The sequence below is a fragment of the Microcystis sp. M015S2 genome (genome assembly GCF_020245945.1).
Classification (GTDB): Bacteria; Cyanobacteriota; Cyanobacteriia; order Cyanobacteriales; family Microcystaceae; genus Microcystis.
In genome coordinates this window covers 37,075-60,945 of sequence record NZ_JADBTX010000049.1, presented here as the reverse complement: position 1 = coordinate 60,945, position 23,871 = coordinate 37,075, and the positions used below count along the sequence as shown (strand labels likewise).

The following is a 23,871-nucleotide window of genomic DNA, read 5'->3' as shown; positions in this document are numbered from 1 at the left end:
CCATAATCATAGTATTCATTCAATCATTCCAATCACAGTTGAGACTAATTATGCGATGGACTATGATTGATTATTGATAAAAGGTTACTGAATACAACATACGCCAATTCAGACTTGAATTGGCCATAATCATAGTATTCATTCAATCATTCCAATCACAGTTGAGACTAATTATGTGATGGACTATGATTGATTATTGACAAAAGTTTACTGAATACAACATACGCAAATTCAGACTTGAATTGGCCATAATCATAGTATTCATTCAATCATTCCAATCACAGTTGAGACTAATTATGCGATGGACTATGATTGATTATTGATAAAAGGTTACTGAATACAACATAATCATAGTATTCATTCAATCATTCCAATCACAGTTGAGACTAATTATGTGATGAACTGTGATTGAAGTGATAAGTGATAACTGTTTACTGATCACTGATCACTGATAATAACCCTTGACCGCCAAAACGAACAACATCGGTACAAAATAACCCCGTTTCCTCCTGCACGGTTTCTATAGCTTTAACTGCCGCCTCCGGACTAAGATGAAAAGTATTTAAACTAATCCCCTTTACCTTCACTTCCCCGAAACTTCCCCCGGCGCTGGCAGTCATTTCGTAGAGTTTAATCACTTCTGTTAGGGGAGGGATGAGAATATCGGGTAAATCATTGATATGAATTTGTCCAGCGCGATGGACGAGAATTAACCCCGTTGGTTGACTGCCACGCATTAAGGGCAAGGTAGCAGTCGAACCGGGGTGTAAAAGAGAGCCTTGACCCTCAATAAACAAAATATCGTTATTTTCCGCCGATTCTAACACCAAAGCCTCGATCGCACCAGCAGCATAATCGACGCGCACCGCATCCAAGGGTACACCCTTCCCCGCGATCATAATTCCCCCCTGTCCAGTGGCTAAAAATTGCGATTTTAGCCCTTTTTCTTGGGCTGCCCGATGTAATTCGATGCTAGTGGACATTTTGCCCACACTCATATCCGTGCCTACGGTTAAAATACGCTGACAGGTTAAATTTTTCGCCCGCGCTTGCCCAATTTTTAAACCTTGGGGTTCCAGACGGATATCCCAAATCCATTGATCCGGTTTAAGCTGAGGAAAAAGGGGTTTTAGGGGTGTATGGAGACCATTAACGAGGGATAACCCTGCCTTTACCCCCTCTTTGATTTCTTCTAACCAATGGGGGGGTAAAATGCCTCCTGAAGGTGCGATGCCAATTAACAGAGTATCGGGATGATAGGTTAAAGCTTCCCTAACACTAGCAACAATCGGCAAGGGGCGATCGATTCCGGCCACTTCTTTTAAGGTGCTGCCGGCGCTTTCTGCGTCAATAATCGCCACTACCTGCGCTTTCGCGTAACGCAGATAACTTAATCCGGTTTTGCCGCGAGTTCCTTTGATTCCCTCGTGGAGAAGAATCGCTACTTTCTTGTCAGGAGTCAAATAATTAGTCATCTTTTATCCGTAAACTAACACCCAAACCGGGTGAATTATTTGGTTGTAAACGTCCCTTTTCTAAGCTTAATCCCGCGAAGGGATCATCGCGTAAATTTAAATGACTATCTAGGTCAAGATAGTTGACAAGCGGGCTAAGATGTGCTATGGCAGTATTGGCTAAACTGCTGTCAGAGTAACATCCGAACATAATTTGCAGTCGGCAAGCTTGGGCAACATGAATCATTCTTTGCACTTCGGCTAATCCGCCAGCTTTCATTAGTTTAATATTAATGCCGTGGACTCGATCGGCCAGTTTCGGGATATCTTGACTAGAAAAACAGCTTTCATCGACGAAGATAGGTAGGGGCGATTTTTGGTATAAATCAATTAAATCTCGTTCTTGTCCCACGGATAGGGGTTGTTCCACATAAATAACGCCTTTTTCCTCTAACCATTGGCACATTTTCACCGCATCCCTAAATTGCCAACCACCATTAGCATCGACAGTTAGGGGCAAATGGGGGACAATTTCTTTAATAGCCAGAATTATAGCTCGATCGGCTTCTATACCGTCCGGTGAGCCTAATTTGACCTTTAATAAGCTAAAATCGCCGATTTCTAGCCAATCTAACAGCCTTTTCTGCACATTTTCTGGAGAATTTAAACCGATAGTAACAGAAACTGGCGGAATTAAAGAGCGATCGAGTCCAAAAATTTGCCAGAGAGGTAAATTAGCTTTTTTGCCTAACCAGTCGTGCAGTGCCGTGTCAATAGCGGCACGAGTAGCCGAAGATATCTGATTTTGCCATAAAATTTTTTCAATTTCTTGGCGTTGACAGGGGTGAAAAGATTGTAAAATAGGAGCGATCGAGTTTAATTCTTGCAGGATTTTATCGGGTTTTTTCTCCTCGCTGGTAATATCAAAAGGGGATGCCTCTCCCCAACCTTCGATATTTTCCTCGCTAATTTTCAGCCAGATATTAGTATTTTTGCTGGTAGTGCCGCGACTAATTGTTAAAGGTACTCGTTTATGAATAGTAAAAGTTTGCCAGTTTAGCAGCATAATTCACCTGGGGATGATCGGGGAATAGGAACAGAAAAATTATCTACACTTGCCCAAATCCTTACTTCTGTCCACTCTCCCCGCCATCATACAACTTCCGGCGGTGTTTTTCGTCAAAGACAAAATATGATAGGCTAACCGAAGGTGTAAGCAAGACGGCTGCGGGTTAGGAAATGGGATGAAAGAGGAGTGAGTTAACCAAAATCAATGATTAAGAAAAAGATTTCTTACTGGGTAAATGGAGGTATTGCCCTCATTGATCGCTATCTGATCAGCCAACTACTACCGCCATTTTTATTTAGTGTTGGTTTATTTGCCTCTTTGGGAGTAGCGATCGGCAATCTTTCCGATTTGGCTAATCAGGTAGTTGATGCGAATCTACCCCTCGCTTCGGCCCTAGAAATTCTCCTGTTAAAAGTGCCAGAATTTGTCACTTATTCCCTGCCGGTTTCTCTTTTGCTGGCCACTTTAATCACCTACGGACGTTTAAGTAGTGATAGCGAAACCGTTGCCCTGCAAAGCTGTGGAGTCACTCTTTATCGTCTTTTTATACCCACTTTTTGCCTGAGTTTAATAGTTACAATTGTGACATTTTTATTAAATGAATATGTGGTTCCCAATGCTAATTATCGAGCCACAGAAATTTTAGTGCAGAAAATTAATAAAGAAGCAAGTTTTTGGAAGAATAAAGATTTTTATTATCCCGATTATGAAATAAAAACCCTAGAAAATGGTACGATTAATCGCAATTTAAGAAGTTTATTTTATGCCGAACAATTTGACGGGGAAAAGATGAAAACCGTCACCGTTATCCGTTGGCTAAAACAAGAATTAAATCAAATTATTATCGCCGATTCGGCCCGTTGGAATGCCGTCGATAACGTCTGGGACTTTTTTAACGGCATTATCTATGAATTAACCCCCCCTAACGCCTCCTATAGCCAAGTTATCCCCTTTAAAGCCGAAAAAATCGCTTTATCTCGTTCCGCTTTCGATTTTGCTCGTCAAAGCCGCGATCCCTACGAGATGAACATACCACAGGCGCTCGAATATGTGCAACTGCTCAAACTCAGTGGCGATGATAAGAGAGTCAGGTTTTTTCAAGTGCGAATCCAGCAAAAAATCGCCTTTCCCTTTGTCTGTATCGTCTTTGCTACCATCGGCTGTGCCTTGGGTTCTCTACCGCAAAGAATCGGTCGGGGAACCAGTTTCGGTCTCAGTGTCGCCATTGTTTTTCTCTACTATCTTTTCAACTTCTTAGTGGGCAGCTTGGGACTAACCGCCACCCTCTCCCCCTTCCTAGCTGCCTGGCTGCCTAACTTTTTCGGTTTTGGTTTAGGTCTGTGGTTATTATGGCGACTTAACGGTTAGACTTTTTTAAAAATTTTCGTCAAGATAGGAGACGTAGAGTTATAGCAGGCCTCTTAGTCTATGTTTCCCTTCTTCTTCAACACTTGTGGCAGCACTTCCCGCCAAGAATGTCAAGAGCGTAAATTAACATTCCTCAAATGGATGCGCGATGACCTCGAAACCCGTCTAGCGGGATTAAATGCCGCTATCGAAACTATCGAGCGTCAAATCAGTCGGGAAGGTCAATAAACCCTGAAAATAGGCGAGTTTTCCCCTCGCCTTCTCCCCACAATTAGCTAAGAGAGATAACTTGACAGTTGTATTCGCCAAGAGGGATAATAGTAGTTTGTGTGAACTTTAGCTAGACTAAAATACCTTGGCTAACGTTATTGTAATCGGCGCTCAGTGGGGCGACGAAGGAAAAGGAAAAATCACGGATCTGCTGAGTCGATCGGCGGATGTGGTGGTGCGTTCTCAAGGTGGCGTAAATGCGGGTCATACCGTCGTCGTCGAGGAGCAAACGTTCAAACTCCATCTAATTCCCTCTGGGATTCTCTACCCAGATACGGAATGTATAATCGGCTCAGGAACAGTCATAGATCCCTCGGTGTTACTCAAAGAGATGGCGCAATTACACGCCCTCAATGTCACCACCGACAATCTCTATATCTCGCAAACGGCTCATGTCACTATGCCCTATCATCGGCTGCTCGATCAAGCATCCGAGGAAAAACGGGGTAAATATAAAATCGGCACCACGGGACGGGGTATCGGCCCCACCTATGCCGACAAATCCGAGCGCATCGGCATTCGAGTCATCGACTTGATGAATACCGAGAATCTGCGGCAAAAACTAGAATGGACGATCAATTATAAAAACGTCATTTTAGAAAAGTTATATAACTTACCGCCTTTAGATGCGAAGACGGTGATCGAGGAATACCTAGAATATGCCGAGATACTGCGTCCCCATGTGGTCGATAGTTCCCTAAAAATCTACGAAGCAATCCGCAAGCGTAAGAATATTCTTTTTGAAGGGGCCCAAGGCACCTTACTCGACCTCGATCACGGAACCTATCCCTACGTTACCTCCTCCAATCCGATCGCTGGGGGTGCTTGTGTGGGTTCTGGTATCGGTCCGACGGTAATCGATCGAGTGATCGGTGTGGCCAAAGCTTACACCACTAGGGTGGGGGAAGGGCCATTTCCCACGGAATTAGAGGGGGAGATCGAGCAGTTATTATGCGATCGTGGGGCGGAATTCGGAACCACCACCGGTCGTCGTCGTCGCTGCGGTTGGTTTGATGCGGTTATCGGTCGTTACGCGGTGCGAATCAATGGTTTAGACTGTCTAGCGATTACCAAATTAGATGTTCTCGATACCCTAGAGGAAATCAAAGTCTGTGTCGCCTACCAATTGGACGGCCAAACCTGTCGCCATTTACCCAGCAGCGCGGCGGAATTTGCCCGTTGTCAACCGATTTACCGAACGATGCCGGGGTGGCAACAACCCACCAGCGATTGTCGGAGTCTGGAAGACCTGCCCAAACAGGCCCTCGATTATCTAAAATTCCTGGGGGCGATCATGGAAGTACCGATCGCGATTATCTCCCTAGGAGCTAGTCGCGACCAAACCATCATCGTTGAAGACCCCATTCACGGGCCAAAACGCGCTCTTTTGGACGAAAATGGCTCACCTTGGGATAATCACGAATTTTAAATCATTGCTAAAGAGGATTAGTCAACTATGCAAGTTAGCGTTGAATGTCAAAAAAGACCCGAAAATATTAACCCCAGGGCCCTACGTCGTCAGGGTTTGATCCCAGCGGTTCTCTACGGCCACAACGGCACGGAATCGGTTTCCCTCGTGGTGGGAGAAAAAGCGGCCTTAACCCTACTGAAAAAAGCCTCGGTAAATAATACCTTGGTAGATGTGAATGTTCCCGAAATGCCCTGGACGGGAAAGGCTTTGATCCAAGAGGTGCAATCTCATCCCTGGAAAAGAAATCTCTATCATCTCAGTTTCTTCTCGGTGTCTGCCCACGGTAAGCTCGATATCGTTGTTCCCATTAAAGCCATGGGAGAAGCGATCGGAACCAAACAGGGCGGTTTAATCGAACAGTTCGTCAACGAAGTTAATGTCTCCTGTACTGCTGATAATATCCCAGAAGTGATCGAATTTGACGTTTCGGAGATCGGTGTGGGGCAATCCCTGCTCGTGGGTGATTTAAAAATGCCGGAAGGGGTGACTTTAAAAGACGATCCCCATACCACCGTTTTTGCCATTGTTGCCGCTAAACGGTAAATTCATTGTGCGAAACGTTTGGGCATGAAATAGGGTTTAAATCCCCAAAATAACCGCCTAGTAAGGTCTTCAGTCCCTTGACTGAATCTAAAAGGTCAACCTTGACCAACCTTATAACTGTTTATCTGTCCCGACGTTTAGTAAAGGGGACTCAAGGTCAATACACTTGTAATAAATCTTTACAAGTTGAGAGTAACGGCGATAGCCACCCCCAGTTTCAGAAATCACAACTCTGGAATTGAAGCGGGGAACGGAAGGCTCCGAGGTGTAACCTAACACCAGAAACGAGACCACTGCCAACCATCCATGATTAGGCTGGGTTCCGAATGTCCGACCTGAACCATCGTTAATTATCAGCAGTGAAAAGAGGTTGATACACTGCGTTCAAAAAGAATAAAGGGGAAAAGTAAGGAAATTGGATTTTCACTTACACAGACCTTTAAAATACCCCAAGCGAGGGAGTGGAACGAACCACAAAGACACAAAGGACACAAAGATCGATCGATCATATTGTAAGTTAAACTGATCACACAGAACCGAGAAGAGCCAAAAGCGAACTATGAAAAGCTGAGAAACCACTTTAGACCGGGTACGGTTAAACTCAGCAACGGAAAAGAAAGACGATGTAGCCGATGTGGGCAGTATTTCACCCCATTGGACTTAATCGAAGTTGACCACATTCACCCTCTAAGCTTAGGCGGAAAGGATGAATATAAAAACCTTCAACTACTACATCTGATCGAAGCCTAGAACCATCTTGATTGACATCCCACGAAGATTTTGTCAATCTAGATAATACACAGTTAACCAAAGGATGTCAAGCTGTATCTTTAACAAGGGAACAGTCAAACTTAGGAGCCGTATGAGGTGAAAATCTCATGCACGGTTCTGAATGGGAGGGGAGGTCGGTGACGATCTTCTCGACCCCTAATGATCAAAAAATCTAGCCGCCCGAACCCGATGATTTCCTCCTTTCCCGTTCCTAATAGCTTAAATTGCCCTCAAATTCGCCTTGCTATTCGTTGCCTGCAGCCGCAATTGGTTCACTGGCGCCGACAAATACACCAAAAACCAGAACTAGGCTTTCAAGAACACCTCACCGCCTCCTTAATCAGTCAAACCCTGACTAAATATGGAATTGACCATCAAACTGGCATCGCTGGCACTGGAATTGTCGCCACCATCGCAGGCAGTCAACCGGGGCCAGTTTTAGCCCTGCGTGCCGATATGGATGCACTACCGATCGCCGAAGAAAACCAAGTCCCCTATCGTTCCCAACATCCGGGCCAAATGCACGCCTGTGGTCACGATGGTCACACAGCCATCGCCCTCGGCACAGCAGTTTACCTAGCACAAAACCGTCACGATGTCAAGGGTACAGTAAAAATTATTTTCCAACCCGCCGAAGAGGGGCCGGGGGGGGCGAAACCGATGATCGAAGCGGGAGTGCTGAAAAATCCCGAAGTGGAGGGAATTATCGGGCTACACCTCTGGAATAATCTGCCCTTAGGGAAAGTGGGCGTGAAAAATGGGGCCTTAATGGCGGCGGTGGAATGTTTCGATCTCCAGATTCAAGGCCGGGGCGGCCACGGGGCAATTCCCCATCAAACCGTCGATTCACTACTGGTGGCGGCCCAAATTGTCAACGCCCTGCAAACCATCGTCGCCCGCAACCTCAACCCCCTCGATGCTGCCGTGGTGACTGTGGGCAAATTAGCAGCGGGAAGCGCTAGAAACGTGATCGCCGATAGTGCTAATCTCAGTGGCACGGTGCGCTATTTCAATCCCCAGTTAGGGGGCTATTTCCGACAACGGATGGAAGAAATTATCGCGGGCATCTGCCAAAGTCAGGGGGCCAGTTATCAATTCGATTACTGGCAATTGTATCCCCCGGTAATCAATCATGATCAGATGGCGGAATTAGTGCGAGCAATCGCCGCACAAGTGGTGGAAACCCCAGCCGGAATCGTTCCCGAATGTCAAACCCTGGGAGGGGAAGATATGTCCTTCTTTTTACAGGAAGTACCGGGCTGTTATTTCTTCTTGGGGTCTGCCAATCCCGAATTAGGATTAGCCTATCCCCACCATCATCCCCGCTTTGATTTTGATGAATCAGTCTTAGGGATGGGAGTCGAGATTTTTGTCCGTTGCGTCGAAAAATTCGGCAACTCTAAGACTTTCTAGCAATCCGTTCAAGGTGAACAGTTTTTGTCAAACCTGAAACCGCTAAACTGATCACTGAATCAGACAGGTAAAAAAACCCATGAACAATAACATCCACGAAAACGATACCCAACGGGTGAAAATCCTCAGCGAAGCCCTACCCTATATACAAGAATTTCGCGGTCGCACCGTAGTGGTTAAATACGGTGGCGCGGCCATGAATAACAGCGATATCAAAGACACGGTCATGCGAGATATCGTTTTTCTCTCCTGTGTGGGGGTTCGTCCCGTTATTGTCCACGGCGGCGGTCCAGAAATCAATAGTTGGCTGGATAAATTAGGCATTGAACCCCAATTTAAAGACGGTTTACGCGTCACCGATGCCGCCACCATGGATGTGGTAGAAATGGTGCTGGTGGGGCGCGTCAATAAAGAAATTGTGGCCCTGATCAATCAAGCTGGCGGTAAAGCGGTAGGATTATGCGGTAAGGATGGTAATCTGATCACTGCCCGTCCCGTGGGGAAAGAGGGCATTGGTTTTGTGGGAGAAGTCAGCGGTGTCGATACTAGCGTTGTCGAATCCTTGGTCAATAGTGGCTATATTCCCGTGATTTCCAGTGTGGCCGCCGATGAAACCGGCCAGGCTCATAATATCAATGCCGATACGGTAGCCGGAGAAATAGCGGCGGCTTTAGGGGCAGCTAAACTGATTTTGATGACCGATACAGCCGGAATTTTAGAGAATTACAAGGATCCTTCCACTTTATTGGCTAAATTGGATATCCAACAGGCCCGGGAGTTGATTCAAAAAGGCATCGTTGCCGGCGGGATGATTCCCAAAGTAGGCTGCTGTGTGCGATCGCTGGCCCAGGGAGTTCAGGCCGCTCATATTATCGATGGTCGTCTTCCCCACGCCCTTTTACTGGAAATTTTCACCGATCGAGGCATCGGTTCCATGATTGTGGCTTCCGGTTATACTAATCTATAGTAGTAATTACCGTACTTTTGCTCAAAAAGACTTGCCTAAAACCAGAGATCTGGTGTACAAATAAGTTAATAAACGCGCTTCTCGCTCCTTTGTAATGGCAAAAGTCTTAGTCTTGAGTTAGTTTAGTCGGGAAGCGCAAAATCTGAAGTATTCATAGCAATTGAATTTATGACCAAACAAGCTGTAGCTCACCCGATGGTGAGGTTTCAACGCAAGGCTAGCAAGTGGATAGATGCAAAAGTAGTCAAACCTAGCGATAGTATCTGGAAACTCGCTCTTTTATACGGAGATGAGTGGGCATACTGGAAGCAGGAGTTGCTCGATTTCGGTTTCTCCATGCAAGACCCTCTCAGCGAAGTGGTAGCGGTAGAAGCTTGGGACGAGGAATAAGCGACCATCGACTCAAAAGCAGCTTTCTAGCAAGATTATCGCCATGGGATCGACTCCGATTATCCTTTCCGCTCTGGTTATCTTATCCTTAAGCGCGAGTTGTTCTCCCAGGACAGAAACCCAACCACTGCCACCAGCGGCCCGTACTACTACCGTCAACGTCACCACCGCTAAACTGGCAACCATCGGACGCAATCTCGATTACACGGGAACTACCCGACCTTTAAAAGTCGTTTCTCTGCGATCGCAAGCCACCGGTCAGTTACTTAATCTCGTCGTCGATGTGGGAGATGAGGTGCAATTAGGACAAATCCTCGCTCATGTTGATGATCGTCTCCTCGCCACCGTTGTCCGGCAAGAAAAAGCCGCCCTGTCGGCCCTAGAAGCAGAATTAGCCCGGGCGAGAATTGAAGTCAGTAACGCTGAAATTGAAGTGGAGCGACTACAACTACAATACCAACAGGCCAAAAATGATGGCGAGCGCCTGCAAAAATTAGCCCTAGAAGGAGCGATTCCCCTGCAACAGGGCGAAACAGCCCAAACCACGGCGGCAGTGGCTTTAAAAGCCGTTAATAGCGCGAGATCGAGAATTAAAGTCGAGGAACAGGTAGTGGCGGCAATTATCGGCAGAATTGCCGCCCAAAAATCGGTCATCGCTCAGGAACAACAACGTCAGGCCTACGCTATTCTTAAATCACCGGCGACGGGGATAGTTATCGAAAAACTGAAAGAGCCGGGGGATTTAGTCAGTATCGGCGATGAAGTCCTCAAAATTGGCGATTTTCAACAGGTCAAGGTAGTAGTATTATTATCGGAATTGGATTTAAAAACAATTAATTTAGGACAAACGGTTAATGTCAGCCTTGATGCTTTCGGTGAGAGAAATTTTTCCGGTCGCATCAACAGGATTTTTCCCCTCAGCCAAGGCACGGCCCGGCGGATTCCCGTGGAGATTACTCTACCCAATGGGGATGGTTTAATTAAAGGGGGATTATTGGCCCGGGTGCGGTTTAATAATAATTCTGCCGCGCAGGTGATTGTCCCCGAAACAGCAATTGTCAGTCAGGGGGAATCCCCAGCCATTTTTGTCCTTTCCGAGTCTAACTCACAAGTGCAAAAACGTCCCGTTCGTCTCGGTCAAGCGCTCGACGGTCAAGTAGAAATTATCACCGGACTTGAACCGGGGGAGCGTTTCGTCGTTAATAGTAGTAAACCTTTGCAAAATGGCGAAAAAGTCCGGGTCAGTATCCTGAGTAATCCTTGATTAGTTCGGGATTGCTAAGTAGTTAGGTGTTAAAAACTGTCAGATTACCCCCCTTATCAAGGGGGGACTAAGGGGGGATCAAACCCCCCTTATCAAGGGGGGACTAAGGGGGGATCAAACCTAAAATCCATTTTTAATTTAATTATAACCAGCTACTTAATTCCTCTTGACAAAATCCCGACACTTGACATATACTTATTTATATAATGGGAATCCGTGCCTGCCTGCGACCCCCTCATTTTCAGGCAAGATGGACTTAAGAAAATTAAATTTTGAGCGCACGCAGTTCGAGCAACTCACTGACCACGATGCACCCCCACAATAATATTATTGTCGGGAGCGATTGCATTCGTCCTCTTTAAGGGGGAATAATAATACAATTGAGAATGCAGTCAATCCCCTTAATCTCTATGGTCAATAAACTATACTACGGTGATAACCTAGAAGTGCTGCGGAAATATATCAAAGATGAATCGATCGATCTTTGTTATATCGATCCACCCTTTAATTCTAAACGTAATTACAACCAAATTTATAACAACTTAGGTAAGGAAGATCAAGCACAAGCACAAGCGTTTGTGGATACCTGGACATGGGATAATCACGCTAACGAAGCTCTAGAAGAAATTCAAAGCAACTATCAGGGTAAATTTACCAGTCAGACTATCGATTTAATTGACGGTTTAACCAAAGTTTTAGGTAAAGGCAGTCTTCTTGCTTATCTGGTGAGTATGACTCTGAGGATTGTGGAAATCCATCGAGTTTTAAAATCTACCGGTAGCTTTTATCTCCACTGCGATCCTACTGCTAGTCATTATTTAAAAATAGTTTTAGACGCTATTTTTTGCTCTCAGGGGGGTGATTTTAAAAATGAGATAGTTTGGCAAAGAACTAATTCTCATAATATTAATGCTAAATATTTTACAAAAATTCATGATATATTATTGTTTTATGTAAAAACAAAAAATTACAGATGGAATCCGATTTTTTTTGATTACTCACCAGAACAACTTAGCCGTTATAAAACCGATAAAGAAGGGCGGCTATATAAAGCAGAAAACCTAACTATTGCCACAGCTAGTGAATCACGAAATTTTGTATGGCGAGGAGTACAACCTCCCGCAAATAGAGGCTGGGCTGGCTCATTAGAACAGTTAGAAAAATGGTGGTCAGACGGTAGAATTTTAGTTAAAAGAGATGGAAATCCACGACTGGATGGTTTGAAAGTTTATTTAGATGAAATGAAAGGTAAAAGAGTTGATGATTTATGGATCGATGTTAGTCGTATTGGAAATACAAGTTCTGAACGTCTGGGTTATCCCACGCAAAAACCGGAGGCATTATTAGAAAGAATAATCAAAGCAAGTAGCAATAAAGGAGATGTAATTTTAGATGCCTATTGTGGGTGTGGAACGACTATCGCTGTAGCAGAGAGATTAGAGAGAAACTGGATTGGAATTGATATAACCTATCAGAGTATTAGCTTAATGTTAAAGCGATTAGAGGACTCCTTTGGTAAAAATGTTTTAGATAAAATTGAACTGAACGGTATTCCTAAAGACATGGAATCAGCGCAAGCATTAGCCACTAAACCCGAGGATCGTACCCGCAAAGAATTTGAGAAATGGGCGGTTTTAACCTATAGTAATAACCGGGCAGTGATTAATGACAAAAAAGGGGCAGATAAAGGAATCGATGCTATTGCCTATTTTCAGGGAGATAAGGACAACCGCGAGAAAATTATTTTTCAAGTAAAATCCGGTAATGTCAAATCGGGAGACATCAGAGATCTACAGGGAACTATGACAATACAAGGGGCAGCCCTGGGTATATTTATCACCTTGAAACCCCCCAGCAAAGATATGATCCAAACAGCCAAATCTGCGGGAATTTATCGCAGTCGTTACATGAGTCAAAGTGTGGATAAAATTGAGATTGTGACGGTACAAGAAATCCTTGAACAGAAAAAACGTCTCGATGTTATCCTCACCTTTGAAGTTCTGAAAGCTGCCGAAAAACAAAGGGAAACCCAAGGACAACAAATGAGTTTAGATATACCCTTTCCCGAATAAAAATCCTTTGTTTAAGTAGCTAGGTATTAAGTAGCTGGTTATAATTAAATTGAAGATAGATTTTGGGTTCGATCCCCCCTACCCCCTTGATAAGGGGGTAGGGGGGATTGAGGGAGAATAGGGTGATAATTTTGTTAAAATATAGGTCAGCCTTAACCTACAATTGAATTGAAAATGTATGATTCTACCTGTAAATTTATCGCCCTTGAATATTCGAGAGACTTAGCCACTTGGTTACTGGGTAAACCCTTAGAATTAACAGAAATTAAACCATCGGAATTATCCCTAGAGCCAATTAGAGCCGATACTTTAATCTTTTTGGAGTCGGAAGAATTAATCTTACATATCGAGTTCCAAACCGACCCTAAAGAAGATATTCCCTATAGAATGCTAGATTATGCCACCAGACTCTATCGACGCTATCCCCGTAAACCTATCCATCAAGTGGTTATTTATCTAAGGAAAAGTGACTCCCCCAAAGTCCGACAGAATGATTATAAACAAGGGAAAACCTCTCATCAATTTGAAGTGATTAGACTTTGGGAACAACCCTCAGAACCCTTATTAAAGGCCCCCGGACTGTTTCCCTTTGCCATACTCGCTCAAGCGGAGAAACAAGAAAACTTACTGCGGCAAATTGCCCAAGAAATCGAGCAAATCAGCGATAGTCGAGAACAAAGTAATCTGGCCGCATCTACCGCAATTCTAGCCGGGTTAGTATTAAAGAAAGACATCATCCAACGATTATTGAGGAAGGACATCATGAAAGAATCAGTTATCTATCAAGAAATCTGGTCCGAAGGTTTACAAGAGGGACGACAAGAAGGACGACAAGAGGGAGAAGCTAACCTAGTTTTACGTCAATTAAATCGGCGGATAGGGGACATTTCCCCCGAATTATTGCCCAATATTCGCAGTCTTGACCTAGAACAGTTAGAAAACTTGGGAGAAGCTTTGTTAGATTTTCAGTCACCACAAGATTTAGAACAATGGCTGGAAAATTGCCGAGCTAGTTAGTACAAGTAAACTAAATGCTGTCTATCCATTCCCATGGAAGCAGCAAGCTCTCAACTCCCTTGAGAGTAGTTCACATTTTAATCTATTCCCCGGTAGAGATCGGCGATCGCTAAATCTAGGTTAATACTTGACAGGATCACCCGATCGCCTGTCTCGTAAATAGTCGTTTCCCATGTCCCCAGAGAATTACGACGACGGCATTCCACGCGCTGGATTTCTTGGGAAATTAATACATATTCTTCTAAAGTTTCTATCTGTTGATAATCTTGGAATTTTTCGCCCTTGTCAAAAGCGGCCGTACTGGGGGAAAGCACTTCCGCAATTAGTTTCGGATAGCGTTTCAGATAACGATCTTGGCGATCGCGCGGATCGCAGGTAACAAAAGCATCGGGATAGTAATAAAACTGATCTTGATAGTTAACCTTGACATTACCCGAGTGAAACCGACAGTCTGTAGAGTCGCCGAAATGTTCGTCAATGACTTTGAGAAAATTGAAGGCGATGCGCTCGTGATTATCCGTACCGCCGGCCATCGCATAAACCAAACCACGTCGGTATTCATGACGGATCTGACTCTGGCGCTCGATAGCGAGATATTCTTGGGGACTAATGTAGTTGGGAACCGCAATCATAATCTCTAGGGGAAAGCCTAGTATCAATTATAGTACGAGAATGGCTCTGGCTCTCCTATTCTTTGTGTGATCAGTTTAACTTATATGGCGGCGATCGATCTTTGTGTCCTTCGTGTCTTTGTGGTTCCTGACCCAGAGGGCTGATAAACCAGCGCAAGAGGGCAAAATCTTGATAAACTGAGGGGATAACTATCCCAGACAATCCCCATGACCACTCACTTTATTAGTGCCGAAATCGACCTACAGGAAACCCCGCAACAACTGCAGCAAGAAATCGAAAAAGAATTAGCCAAACGCGGTGAACCCTTGCGTTGGGCAATCACAGAAGTGGATACCGAGAATAATCAAGTCAAAGTCGAAGCGATTGTCACCACTGCCTCGTGAATTCCCGTCCCTATACCGCCGTACTAATCATTCCCACCGGCATCGGGGCTGCGATTGGCGGTTATGCTGGGGATGGCATTCCCGTGGCCAGAGCGATCGCCCAAGTTTGCGATCGCCTAATTACCCATCCCAATGTCCTCAACGGCGCACAACTGTACTGGCCTCTGGACAACACCTATTATGTGGAGGGTTACGCTTTAGATCGTTTTGCCCGGGGGGATTGGGGATTAAGTCCCGTCCATCAAAATCGCATCGGGTTACTATTCGATCGCGCCATTGAATTTGACCTCTTGCAAAGACACCTTCAGGCTGCCGATGCTGTCCGGGCTACCCTAGGCTTAGATCTCACCGATTACGTTATCACCGATGCCCCCCTGAATGTGCAGTTGCGAGAGGCAGCCTCCGGGGCCAGTTGGGGAACAATTGGCAATCCCGACAGCTTGCTGCGGGGAGCAGAAAAACTGATTAACCAGGGCCGGGCAGAAGCGATCGCCATTGTTGCCCGTTTTCCCGACGATCCCGATAGCATTGCCCTGGCTAATTATCGCCATGGTCAGGGGGTGGATCCCCTTGCCGGGGCCGAAGCGGTGATTTCCCATCTAGTAGTCCGACAATTCCAAATACCGGCGGCCCACGCTCCCGCTTTAAGTCCGCTGCCCCTGGATCCGCAACTTTCCCCCAAGGCCGCAGCCGAAGAAATCGGTTATACTTTTTTACCCTGCGTTTTGGTGGGTTTAAGTCGCGCCCCCCAATTGGTCAAGCAGCCCAGTCCCGATGCTATTTGGGGCCGGGAGGTGGACGCTCTGATCGTTCCCGCCAGTGCCTGCGGCTCTAGCACAGTTTTGAGTTTTTGTCAAGAAAAAACTGTACTGATTACCGTGCAGGAAAATAGTACAAGAATGAAGGTGGCCCCGGAACCTCTAGGGGTGAAAGCAATTAGGGTACACTCATATACAGAGGCGATCGGTGCGATCGTTTGTCAACGGGCCGGGGTTAGCCTCGCATCTCTTCGCCCTAATTTAAACTCTTTACGCTGTTTATCCGAGAATCCGTGACTAATTCCCCTAATCCCGAATTTGATCCCCTGACACGCACACAAGTCCTCACCATTATGGCGGTAACGGCGATTATCTTGCTGGTAGTCGCCAAAGTTTGGCAATATTTCGGTGCGATCGCTATTCCCGCCATTCGCTGGACTCTCCCGGATTTCCTGTTCGGATTAGCCTTAGCGGGGGCAATTAGTGGAATTAGTGGGCTTCTCTATGGTTTTTGGCCTAGTTATCGCCATAGTGCTAACGCTTACTTAGAATTAGTCATTAAACCTTTAGCTTGGCCCGATTTAATTTGGATTGGATTACTGCCGGGGTTAAGTGAAGAATTATTATTTCGCGGGGTGATTTTGCCAGCTTTGGGCTTAAATATCTTTGGTTTAACCGTTTCTAGTCTAATTTTTGGTATCCTTCATTTTAGCGGTTCCCAGCAATGGCCCTATGTTATCTGGGCAACTGTTGTCGGTTTTGCCCTCGGTTATACCGTCATCATCACCGGTAATTTATTAATCCCGATCCTCGCTCATATTATCACCAATCTCCTCGCTAGTTTTCTCTGGAAATTACAGAATAGGAGTTAGGGGATAGGGGAAGTGGGGAAGTGGGGAGATGGGGGAATTTCAACTAAAACCCTAAAACCCTAAAACCCTAAAACCCTAAAACCCAACACCCTACTCCTGTCTCCTATAAAAAATATGGAAGTACAATTTCGCGAATTTAATCCTTTTGATGTCTGGTTTTGGCTGGAATTTTCGACGGTTCCCTCGAATATGGAACAGCAGTATGTAGAAGAAGTTTTTGCTTCTTGGTTTTATTTGGGTAAATTAGGAGCTTTCAATGCCGAAAACCTACAGGTACAGGAGGTGGGAGTCGATATTAGTTATATGGAATACGATCCAGATATGGTCGAAAATGCCTTTATGTCACCGATGCACAATATGACCGATTTTGAATACTTAGGTACTTGGGGACGTTGTTGGTTTGATCTCGGTACTAGCGATCTTATTGCTTTGGATATTTTAATCAATGCCTTGACCCAATTAAGTAAGGATTTTGTCGATATTAAACGTTTAATTATCGGGGGAGAAAATCAAGATTGGACTGTCAGCGATCGCAGTAATTATCTCTTTAGCGAATAATTAGGTTTTACTGAAAAAGTTTCTTGGTGGGGTCTGTATTCAGGAGTCAGGAGACAGGAGACAGGAGATTATTTTTATTTATTCTTCCCACACCCCACACCCGACACCCCACACCCGACACCCCACACCCGACACCCCACACCCGACACCCCACTTAACAACATCTATGCTTAATCTCGTCTCCCTTCCAGAAATTCCCGCCGCTGCTTGGAAACGTCCTCTAGGCAAAGGTTGGGAAAAACCCTACAGCGTCCGCTATGCCAGCAATTTAGATGATGGTCCTTGGCATGGGATGCCTCTGGGGGGATTTGGGGCCGGTTGCATCGGACGTTCCCCCAAAGGTGACTTTAACCTCTGGCATCTGGACGGCGGTGAACACAGTTTTAATAGCCTTGCCGCCTGTCAATTTAGCATTTTTGAACAAACAGAAGACGGAAGCGCCCAAGCCTACGCTATGGCGACGGAAAGCCCGACGGATGGAACATTATCGCGCTGGTCGTGGTATCCAGCCGAAAAGGGAAACTATGGGGCACTTTATCCCCGCAGTTGGTACGAGTATAAAGATGTTTTTCAGACTCAATTAATTTGCGAACAATTCTCACCGGTTTGGGCGCATAATTATCAAGAAAGTAGTTATCCTATTGCCCTATTTGAATGGACGGCTCATAATCCCACCGATAAACCAATTACTATTAGTATTATGCTGACTTGGCAAAATACAATCGGTTGGTTTACTAACGCGATTAAATCCCCAGTGGTTAAAGTGAGAGATGATGGTAGTCCCGTCTATGAATATCAATCAAAATGGGGGGAAAGTGAGGGTAATTATAATCAATGGATTGTCGATAATTTCCGCGTTGGCTGTCTGATGCGTCGGGATTACGAAAACCCCGGGGAAGGGGATGGACAGATGGCGATTGCTAGTATTACTAATCCGAGTCTAGAGGTATTCTATCTGGGTAAATGGAACCCTGCCGGCGATGGAGGCGAAGTTTGGGACTATTTCGCCATGAATGGCTCTTTACCGGATATTGAGGACGAAACCCCCGCCCAAAAAGGGGAACAAACGGCCACGGCCATGGCGATTCGTTTTACCATTCGTCCGGGGAAAACTCGCAAAATTCCTTTTATTTTAGCTTGGGATTTACCAGTCACCGAATTTGCCCAGGGAATTAACTATTATCGTCGTTATACGGACTTTTTCGGTCGTAATGGTCAAAATGCTTGGGCGATGGTACGCACGGCTTTAAAACACGGCGATACATGGCGAGAGAATATTATTAACTGGCAAAAACCGATCCTAGAACGCACTAATCTGGCCGATTGGTTTAAAATGGCTTTATTTAATGAATTATACCTGTTAACGGACGGCGGCACTCTCTGGACGGCAGCCACGGAACAGGATGCGATCGGTCAATTCGGAGTGTTAGAATGTATTGATTATCGTTGGTATGAAAGTCTCGATGTGCGTCTCTATGGTTCCTTTGGGTTATTGATGTTATGGCCGCGCTTAGAAAAGGCCGTCATGGAAGCTTTTGCCAGGGCAATTCCCACCCACGACGACACTCCTCGGATTATCGGTTATAACCAAGCTAGTGCCATTCGTAAGGCTAAAAATGCCACTCCCCACGATTTAGGTGCGCCCAATGAACACCCTTGGCAAAAGAGTAATTACACCAGTTATCAAGACTGTAATCTTTGGAAAGATTTAGGCAGTGATTTTGTTTTATTAGTTTATCGGGATTATTTATTAACGGGGGCTAAAGATGAGGATTTTCTGCGGGAATGTTGGCCGTCAATTGTCCTGACTTTGCAATATTTAAAAACTTTTGACCTTGATAACGATGGGATTCCCGAAAATTCTGGCGCACCAGACCAAACCTTTGATGATTGGCGTTTACAGGGAATTAGTGCCTATTGTGGTGGTTTGTGGATAGCGGCCCTAGAAGCGGCGATTAAAATTGGCGAAATCATTGGAGAAGATACGGCAATTTTTACCAGTTGGTTACAGCAATCTCGCGCTATTTATCATCAGACTCTCTGGAATGGAGAATATTATAATTTAGATAGTGGCAGTGGTTCCGATGTGGTGATGACTGATCAATTATGCGGTCAATTTTATGCTCGTTTATTGGCTTTACCGGATGTGGTAGAAAATCAATACACGCAATCAGCTTTAGGTAAGATTTATCAGGCTTGTTTTCTCAAGTTTCATGGGGGAAAATTTGGCGCGGCTAATGGTTTAAAACCCGATGGTACTCCCGAAAATCCCGAGGCAACTCATCCCTTGGAAGTTTGGGTAGGAATTAATTTTGGGTTGGTGGCTTTTTTACTACAAATGGGAATGGAAAAGCAAGGATGGCAAATTACAGAAGCGGTGGTGAAACAAGTCTATGAAAATGGCTTACAATTTCGCACCCCGGAAGCGATTACATCGGTGGGAACTTTTCGTGCTTGTCATTATTTACGCGCCATGGCTATCTGGGCCATCTATGGGGTTTTGACGGAATTTCAGGGATAAATTTTCTTGGAGATATCCCCCTTTTCTCAACTTCAATTTCTCTCCTTGAATATTGGCTAAAAAATGTTCACCATGTCACACCATGGGCGACTGGTGGGGGTGTATAGCGTAGGTCTTTTCTTCGATCAGATTTGCTCATCACCACAACCTTAAGAGAGTCGAGTAATTTAGATAGTCAAGAGCTTATTTTATTCTTGTTCTCAAGTGGTAAAAACCGTTTAAAATTGAAAATAAACAGGGATAGGAAAGCCCTGTAACTGGAGGATCATGGCTAAAATTGTCGGTGTTCACGGTATTGCGCAAGAATTTGGGGGTAGCAACACGATTTGTGCTGAGTGGTTGCCAAGTCTCAAGGATGGATTGAAACTCGCGGGAACCGAGTTAGAGTCCGATACTGATTTTCGTTGTGCGTTTTACGGAGATATTTTCCGGGGAAAATCGAAAGCGATCGGTATCCCGAACTACGATGTTAATGATATCGATTCCGATTGGGAAAAAGAATTACTCCAGTTGTGGTGGCAAGAAACGGAACAAGTGGAAAATAATCATCCCAATGCAGATAGCCTTTTGAGAGAAAAATCTACCCCAAAAATTATCCAGAGAGCTTTGTCGGGGTTAAGTGAATCTCGGTTTTTCGGTAGCATTGCCGAGAAATTGGTTATTTCTTATCTTAAGCAAGTGGGGAGCTATTTACACGATCGAAAGCTAAAACAGCAGATTCAAGAGCGAGTAATAGAATGTATCGGTGAAGATACGCGGGTACTTGTAGCTCATTCTCTCGGTTCGATCGTCTGTTACGAAACTTTATGTCAGCATCCCGAATGGCCGATTAAAGTCTTTGTCACCCTCGGTTCTCCTTTGGGGATAAGACAATTAATTTTCGATCGACTGGAACCGTCCCCCCGCAATAACCTGGGGTGCTGGCCCGGAAATGTGAAAAGATGGGTAAATATCGCGGACGATGGCGATATGGTGGCGTTGACAAAGCAACTCAACCCTTTATTTGAGGGAACTATCGAGGATAAGCTAGTTTATAATGGTTGCAAGGCTCATGATGCCAAAAGGTATCTGACGGCGGTTGAAACTGGGGAAGCGATTCGATCGGGGTTAATCGATTGATGGGTAATGGTATGGATGAAGAAATCAAGTATTATCTAATCGCTTGTGGGACAAAGGATTACAAGAACTTAGACCCTGACGAGCAATTACCCAGCGTCGAGACGGATTTAGAACGGGTAATCGATCTGTTTACTCGTGATTTTGGATACCAGCGAGTGTTAACCGATTTAGATATTAATCCGAAAAAAGACGAAATTCCTCTCAAATTTGCTCAATGGCTTCAACAAAATTGCCGTGAAACCGATATTGTCATTTTTTATTATTCCGGTCACGGCGAGTATATACTGGGGGATAGACATTATCTTTTACTGGAGGATACTGATCCTAACCTAATTGGACAAACGGCTCTATCGACCGAAGATTTAGTTCGTCCTCTCAATAATGATGGGGTTCGGATAGCGCAGATCCTGTATATTATCGATACCTGTTACTCCCAAATGGGAGCGGTGGACGTTACAAAATTCGCTGCTGGCTCGATCGGGATATATCGATCGAGCAAAGAAAAAAGTATTGCCGTTCACACGATCGCCGCTTGTCGTGCCAAACAAACCGCTAAAGAGAGTGTATTCTCTACCGTGTTGGCAGCAGTTTTGAAAGATTTTTGTGAACATTCTCGTAATCGATATATTTCCCCCGATGAAATTGTAGGCAAAGTTAATGAAAAAATTCCCGACTCAATGCAACAAGAGGTTATACATGAACTGACGGGATCTCAGGGAGAAGCAAAATTTTTTCCAGTTATTCCTAAAACCATACGAACTTGGGAAGAAAAACGCCTTAAATTCACAGAAGAATTATTGAATGAATTTAAAAAATATTTATCAAAAAATTTACTTTTTATCAATTCATTTTTATTGAATAGTAAATTTTTAGAAGAGTTTATTTTGGACGATCTAGAACTTAAAGAACAATTAAAGAAATTATCAAACAAGCCGGTTATAGAGGGTATCTGTCCTCTCATAGCTTGTTCCGAGTGGTGTCGAACTAGGTTATTAGAAGAAGATAGGAGTAACCCGTCGATTGATGCTATCGAAGCTTGGCAGTCTAGGGTTATTAAGTATCGAGAAAATGCGGATTTAGATAAAATACAAAATGAGGTGAGGCAGTCCTGGGAAAAATTCAAGGAACGTATTAATCGAGAAGAGCTGAGACTTCAAATTGAAATAGAACAGGATCTCGATAAAGATAATAATACTGGAAGGGTGTTCAACTCATTTCACTTAAGAATGAATCTTTGGATTAAAAGTCAACATCGCCCCTTAGGAATATTTGCTGAAAACGAAAAAATTGAATTAAATAGCGAAATAGAATCTTGTCCAGAAAGCCAGACATTTCTCGCTAATTTAATTCGCAAAGCTCGTTATAGTTTGCCGAACAAAGTAAAGCTAAATCTCGAAATTTTTCTGCCAATAAAAGTTTTAAAATACCCTCTGGAAGAATTTCAATTTAAGCGGGGTACAATGTGGAGATCCCTAGGATACGAGTATCCTGTTTTTATTAACTCCTTCGATCGCTATTTCGATGAAGATTTCCGAGAAATCCGCGACGAGATCGAGGAGATCAAGAGAGCTTTATGGGAAAATGGTGGCGATCTTGACCAGAAAGATTACTACATCGGAACCGAACCATCGATCGCCGATCTGGAAGATATCGTCGAATCCCTGCCGATCGCCGTCTGGAGTCGAAACGCCAATCAACCGATGACAGATAACGATCTAAAACCCTCGGAATGGAGAAACTGGCCCGATAAGACCAAAGAATTACGCAGAAACAACCGAAAAATCGCCCTTTTCTGGGACGATCTATACCCCAAACCCGCTCCGAGACCGAGACCTCTAAACACGAAAGTGGTGGAATCCAATGGCCAATAAACCAGTTCCCAAACCAGAAGACCTTCGCATCTACCGGGGTTTGACCCTGAGCGCCGATAGTTTACCCACACCCGAAGAACAAAGAAATCACCTCGATCGCATCCCACCGCCACCTCCTTGGCGCAGTTTTAGCCTATCCCCGGAAGAATGCACAAAAGCAGCGAAATCCCAAGAAAACCCGCCCAAACAGGAAAAAATCGACCCTAGAGCCTTAGGATTCGTCGCGGATGAGAAAGCGGTGGAACTGGTAAACGCTGCCCTCTGTTTGCGTCGTCCCCTACTGATCGAGGGCAACCCCGGCGCCGGCAAGACTTCCCTGGCCTACGCAGTGGCGCGGGAATTGGGACTACCCGGCCCCTACCGTTGGTCGATCGTTTCCCGCACCACCCTTAAAGAGGGTCTTTATGCCTACGATGCGATCGGACGGTTACAGGAAGCTTCCCTACAAAGACAGAAAGTGGGAGAGGGGGGAGAGTACGAGGAACCAGATATCGGCAGCTATCTAAGATTAGGTCCCATGGGGATGGCTTTTAAACAATCCCGTCCCGGACGACCGGCGGTGCTGCTAATTGATGAGATCGATAAAAGCGACATCGATATGCCTAACGATCTCCTCCATATTTTCGAGGAGGGATTTTTTGAAATCCCGGAACTGACACGATTAAAAACCGGCGACCAATCGGTTCTTCCCTATCGCGGTCAACAGGACGACAGCGAGGAAAAAATCCCGATCGATCGAGGTTGTGTGTCTTGTCAGGAGTTCCCCCTAGTATTCATGACCAGTAACGAGGCCCGGGAGTTTCCCCCTGCTTTCCTGCGTCGATGTTTGCGTTTAAGACTAGAACAACCCGATAACGAGGATGATTTCTATCGGATACTAGAGCAACGTTTCCCCCCGGAGCGCCTAAATCAATTGGACGAACCGGCCAGAAATCTGATCCGGGAATTTCTCGATCGAATCAAACGCAAAGACAAACTAGCCACCGATCAACTGCTCAACGCGGTCTATCTGTTACTACAGGGAAACGACCTCACCGACCCCGATAGCAAGCTGCTAGACACCATCTTTAAATCCTTGCAAGGGTAG

Annotated in this window: 21 protein-coding genes and 1 pseudogene; 19 read left to right on the top strand and 3 right to left on the bottom strand. The window is 45.0% G+C overall.

Going from position 1 to position 23,871, the window contains the following annotated elements; all coding sequences use genetic code 11:
• Window positions 1-431: 431 nt before the first annotated feature.
• Together IM473_RS10190 and IM473_RS10185 are read right to left on the bottom strand one after the other, a co-directional pair.
• A complete protein-coding gene (locus IM473_RS10190) occupies window positions 432-1,475 on the bottom strand; it encodes an N-acetyltransferase DgcN family protein (protein WP_287659673.1) in 1,044 nt (347 codons plus the stop codon).
• A complete protein-coding gene (locus IM473_RS10185; RefSeq protein WP_287659674.1) occupies window positions 1,468-2,520 on the bottom strand; it encodes a dipeptide epimerase in 1,053 nt (350 codons plus the stop codon). The genes IM473_RS10190 and IM473_RS10185 overlap by 8 nt, the downstream gene beginning before the upstream one ends.
• Window positions 2,521-2,727: 207 nt before the next feature.
• On the opposite strand from IM473_RS10185, the gene IM473_RS10180 reads away from it, so the two are divergent.
• The 11 genes and pseudogenes from IM473_RS10180 to IM473_RS10130 all read left to right on the top strand — a co-directional run bounded on the left by IM473_RS10180 (window position 2,728) and on the right by IM473_RS10130 (window position 14,069).
• Window positions 2,728-3,891 (top strand): LptF/LptG family permease, encoded by a 1,164-nt coding sequence (locus tag IM473_RS10180; RefSeq protein WP_287659675.1) that lies wholly within the window; start codon window positions 2,728-2,730, stop codon window positions 3,889-3,891.
• A 60-nt stretch (window positions 3,892-3,951) separates the two neighbouring features.
• Window positions 3,952-4,119, top strand: a complete 168-nt coding sequence (locus IM473_RS10175; protein ID WP_002759244.1) for a hypothetical protein — start codon at window positions 3,952-3,954, stop codon at window positions 4,117-4,119.
• 127 nt (window positions 4,120-4,246) lie between these two features.
• Window positions 4,247-5,590: an adenylosuccinate synthase gene (locus IM473_RS10170; RefSeq protein ID WP_287659676.1), complete on the top strand. Its 1,344-nt coding sequence runs from the start codon at window positions 4,247-4,249 to the stop codon at window positions 5,588-5,590.
• Window positions 5,591-5,617: 27 nt separating this feature from the next.
• A complete protein-coding gene (locus IM473_RS10165; protein ID WP_287659677.1) occupies window positions 5,618-6,175 on the top strand; it encodes a 50S ribosomal protein L25/general stress protein Ctc in 558 nt (185 codons plus the stop codon).
• 549 nt (window positions 6,176-6,724) lie between these two features.
• Window positions 6,725-7,041: pseudogene (locus tag IM473_RS10160) on the top strand (HNH endonuclease); the annotation flags it as partial.
• A gap of 94 nt (window positions 7,042-7,135) precedes the next feature.
• A complete protein-coding gene (locus IM473_RS10155; protein ID WP_287659678.1) occupies window positions 7,136-8,359 on the top strand; it encodes a M20 family metallopeptidase in 1,224 nt (407 codons plus the stop codon).
• 79 nt (window positions 8,360-8,438) lie between these two features.
• Window positions 8,439-9,326 (top strand): acetylglutamate kinase, encoded by an 888-nt coding sequence (gene argB, locus IM473_RS10150; protein WP_287659679.1) that lies wholly within the window; start codon window positions 8,439-8,441, stop codon window positions 9,324-9,326.
• A 168-nt stretch (window positions 9,327-9,494) separates the two neighbouring features.
• Window positions 9,495-9,716: a DUF4327 family protein gene (locus IM473_RS10145; RefSeq protein WP_287659680.1), complete on the top strand. Its 222-nt coding sequence runs from the start codon at window positions 9,495-9,497 to the stop codon at window positions 9,714-9,716.
• A 43-nt stretch (window positions 9,717-9,759) separates the two neighbouring features.
• The gene (locus IM473_RS10140; protein ID WP_287659682.1) at window positions 9,760-10,980 is read left to right on the top strand and encodes an efflux RND transporter periplasmic adaptor subunit; all 1,221 of its coding nucleotides are present in this window, start codon (window positions 9,760-9,762) and stop codon (window positions 10,978-10,980) included.
• Between the two features lie 410 nt (window positions 10,981-11,390).
• A complete protein-coding gene (locus tag IM473_RS10135) occupies window positions 11,391-13,052 on the top strand; it encodes a DNA methyltransferase (RefSeq protein WP_287659684.1) in 1,662 nt (553 codons plus the stop codon).
• A gap of 174 nt (window positions 13,053-13,226) precedes the next feature.
• Window positions 13,227-14,069: an Rpn family recombination-promoting nuclease/putative transposase gene (locus IM473_RS10130; protein WP_287659686.1), complete on the top strand. Its 843-nt coding sequence runs from the start codon at window positions 13,227-13,229 to the stop codon at window positions 14,067-14,069.
• A gap of 77 nt (window positions 14,070-14,146) precedes the next feature.
• On the opposite strand, the gene IM473_RS10125 is transcribed toward IM473_RS10130, so the two are convergent.
• Window positions 14,147-14,701 (bottom strand): Uma2 family endonuclease, encoded by a 555-nt coding sequence (locus tag IM473_RS10125; protein WP_287659687.1) that lies wholly within the window; start codon window positions 14,699-14,701, stop codon window positions 14,147-14,149.
• A gap of 207 nt (window positions 14,702-14,908) precedes the next feature.
• Between IM473_RS10125 and IM473_RS10120 the strand changes: the two genes are divergently transcribed.
• The 8 genes from IM473_RS10120 (at window position 14,909) to IM473_RS10085 (ending at window position 23,871) form a co-directional block, all read left to right on the top strand.
• A complete protein-coding gene (locus tag IM473_RS10120) occupies window positions 14,909-15,085 on the top strand; it encodes a DUF8621 family protein (RefSeq protein ID WP_002734354.1) in 177 nt (58 codons plus the stop codon).
• A complete protein-coding gene (locus IM473_RS10115; protein WP_287659688.1) occupies window positions 15,082-16,140 on the top strand; it encodes a DUF3326 domain-containing protein in 1,059 nt (352 codons plus the stop codon). The genes IM473_RS10120 and IM473_RS10115 overlap by 4 nt, the downstream gene beginning before the upstream one ends.
• Window positions 16,137-16,715: a CPBP family intramembrane glutamic endopeptidase gene (locus tag IM473_RS10110; protein WP_287659689.1), complete on the top strand. Its 579-nt coding sequence runs from the start codon at window positions 16,137-16,139 to the stop codon at window positions 16,713-16,715. Before IM473_RS10115 ends, IM473_RS10110 begins: the two co-directional genes overlap by 4 nt.
• Window positions 16,716-16,829: 114 nt before the next feature.
• Complete coding sequence (locus IM473_RS10105; RefSeq protein WP_287231934.1) at window positions 16,830-17,273, top strand: DUF3531 family protein; 444 nt, start codon at window positions 16,830-16,832, stop codon at window positions 17,271-17,273.
• Between the two features lie 166 nt (window positions 17,274-17,439).
• Window positions 17,440-19,794, top strand: coding sequence for a GH116 family glycosyl hydrolase (locus IM473_RS10100; RefSeq protein ID WP_287659691.1), 2,355 nt, complete (start codon window positions 17,440-17,442; stop codon window positions 19,792-19,794).
• Between the two features lie 267 nt (window positions 19,795-20,061).
• Complete coding sequence (locus IM473_RS10095) at window positions 20,062-20,913, top strand: hypothetical protein (RefSeq protein ID WP_287659693.1); 852 nt, start codon at window positions 20,062-20,064, stop codon at window positions 20,911-20,913.
• 11 nt (window positions 20,914-20,924) lie between these two features.
• Complete coding sequence (locus IM473_RS10090) at window positions 20,925-22,784, top strand: caspase family protein (RefSeq protein ID WP_287659694.1); 1,860 nt, start codon at window positions 20,925-20,927, stop codon at window positions 22,782-22,784.
• Entirely contained in the window at window positions 22,774-23,871 is a 1,098-nt protein-coding gene (locus IM473_RS10085; protein WP_287659695.1) for an AAA family ATPase, read from the top strand. The genes IM473_RS10090 and IM473_RS10085 overlap by 11 nt, the downstream gene beginning before the upstream one ends.

What these genes read in the sequence shown, in the direction of transcription:
- IM473_RS10190 (WP_287659673.1), bottom strand. Translation starts at nt 1,475, where the DNA reads ATGACTAATTATTTGACTCCTGACAAGAAAGTAGCGATTCTTCTCCAC.
- IM473_RS10185 (WP_287659674.1), bottom strand. Translation starts at nt 2,520, where the DNA reads ATGCTGCTAAACTGGCAAACTTTTACTATTCATAAACGAGTACCTTTA.
- IM473_RS10180 (WP_287659675.1), top strand. Translation starts at nt 2,728, where the DNA reads ATGATTAAGAAAAAGATTTCTTACTGGGTAAATGGAGGTATTGCCCTC.
- IM473_RS10175 (WP_002759244.1), top strand. Translation starts at nt 3,952, where the DNA reads ATGTTTCCCTTCTTCTTCAACACTTGTGGCAGCACTTCCCGCCAAGAA.
- IM473_RS10165 (WP_287659677.1), top strand. Translation starts at nt 5,618, where the DNA reads ATGCAAGTTAGCGTTGAATGTCAAAAAAGACCCGAAAATATTAACCCC.
- IM473_RS10155 (WP_287659678.1), top strand. Translation starts at nt 7,136, where the DNA reads ATGATTTCCTCCTTTCCCGTTCCTAATAGCTTAAATTGCCCTCAAATT.
- argB (WP_287659679.1), top strand. Translation starts at nt 8,439, where the DNA reads ATGAACAATAACATCCACGAAAACGATACCCAACGGGTGAAAATCCTC.
- IM473_RS10145 (WP_287659680.1), top strand. Translation starts at nt 9,495, where the DNA reads ATGACCAAACAAGCTGTAGCTCACCCGATGGTGAGGTTTCAACGCAAG.
- IM473_RS10140 (WP_287659682.1), top strand. Translation starts at nt 9,760, where the DNA reads ATGGGATCGACTCCGATTATCCTTTCCGCTCTGGTTATCTTATCCTTA.
- IM473_RS10135 (WP_287659684.1), top strand. Translation starts at nt 11,391, where the DNA reads ATGGTCAATAAACTATACTACGGTGATAACCTAGAAGTGCTGCGGAAA.
- IM473_RS10130 (WP_287659686.1), top strand. Translation starts at nt 13,227, where the DNA reads ATGTATGATTCTACCTGTAAATTTATCGCCCTTGAATATTCGAGAGAC.
- IM473_RS10125 (WP_287659687.1), bottom strand. Translation starts at nt 14,701, where the DNA reads ATGATTGCGGTTCCCAACTACATTAGTCCCCAAGAATATCTCGCTATC.
- IM473_RS10120 (WP_002734354.1), top strand. Translation starts at nt 14,909, where the DNA reads ATGACCACTCACTTTATTAGTGCCGAAATCGACCTACAGGAAACCCCG.
- IM473_RS10105 (WP_287231934.1), top strand. Translation starts at nt 16,830, where the DNA reads ATGGAAGTACAATTTCGCGAATTTAATCCTTTTGATGTCTGGTTTTGG.
- IM473_RS10100 (WP_287659691.1), top strand. Translation starts at nt 17,440, where the DNA reads ATGCTTAATCTCGTCTCCCTTCCAGAAATTCCCGCCGCTGCTTGGAAA.
- IM473_RS10095 (WP_287659693.1), top strand. Translation starts at nt 20,062, where the DNA reads ATGGCTAAAATTGTCGGTGTTCACGGTATTGCGCAAGAATTTGGGGGT.
- IM473_RS10090 (WP_287659694.1), top strand. Translation starts at nt 20,925, where the DNA reads ATGGATGAAGAAATCAAGTATTATCTAATCGCTTGTGGGACAAAGGAT.
- IM473_RS10085 (WP_287659695.1), top strand. Translation starts at nt 22,774, where the DNA reads ATGGCCAATAAACCAGTTCCCAAACCAGAAGACCTTCGCATCTACCGG.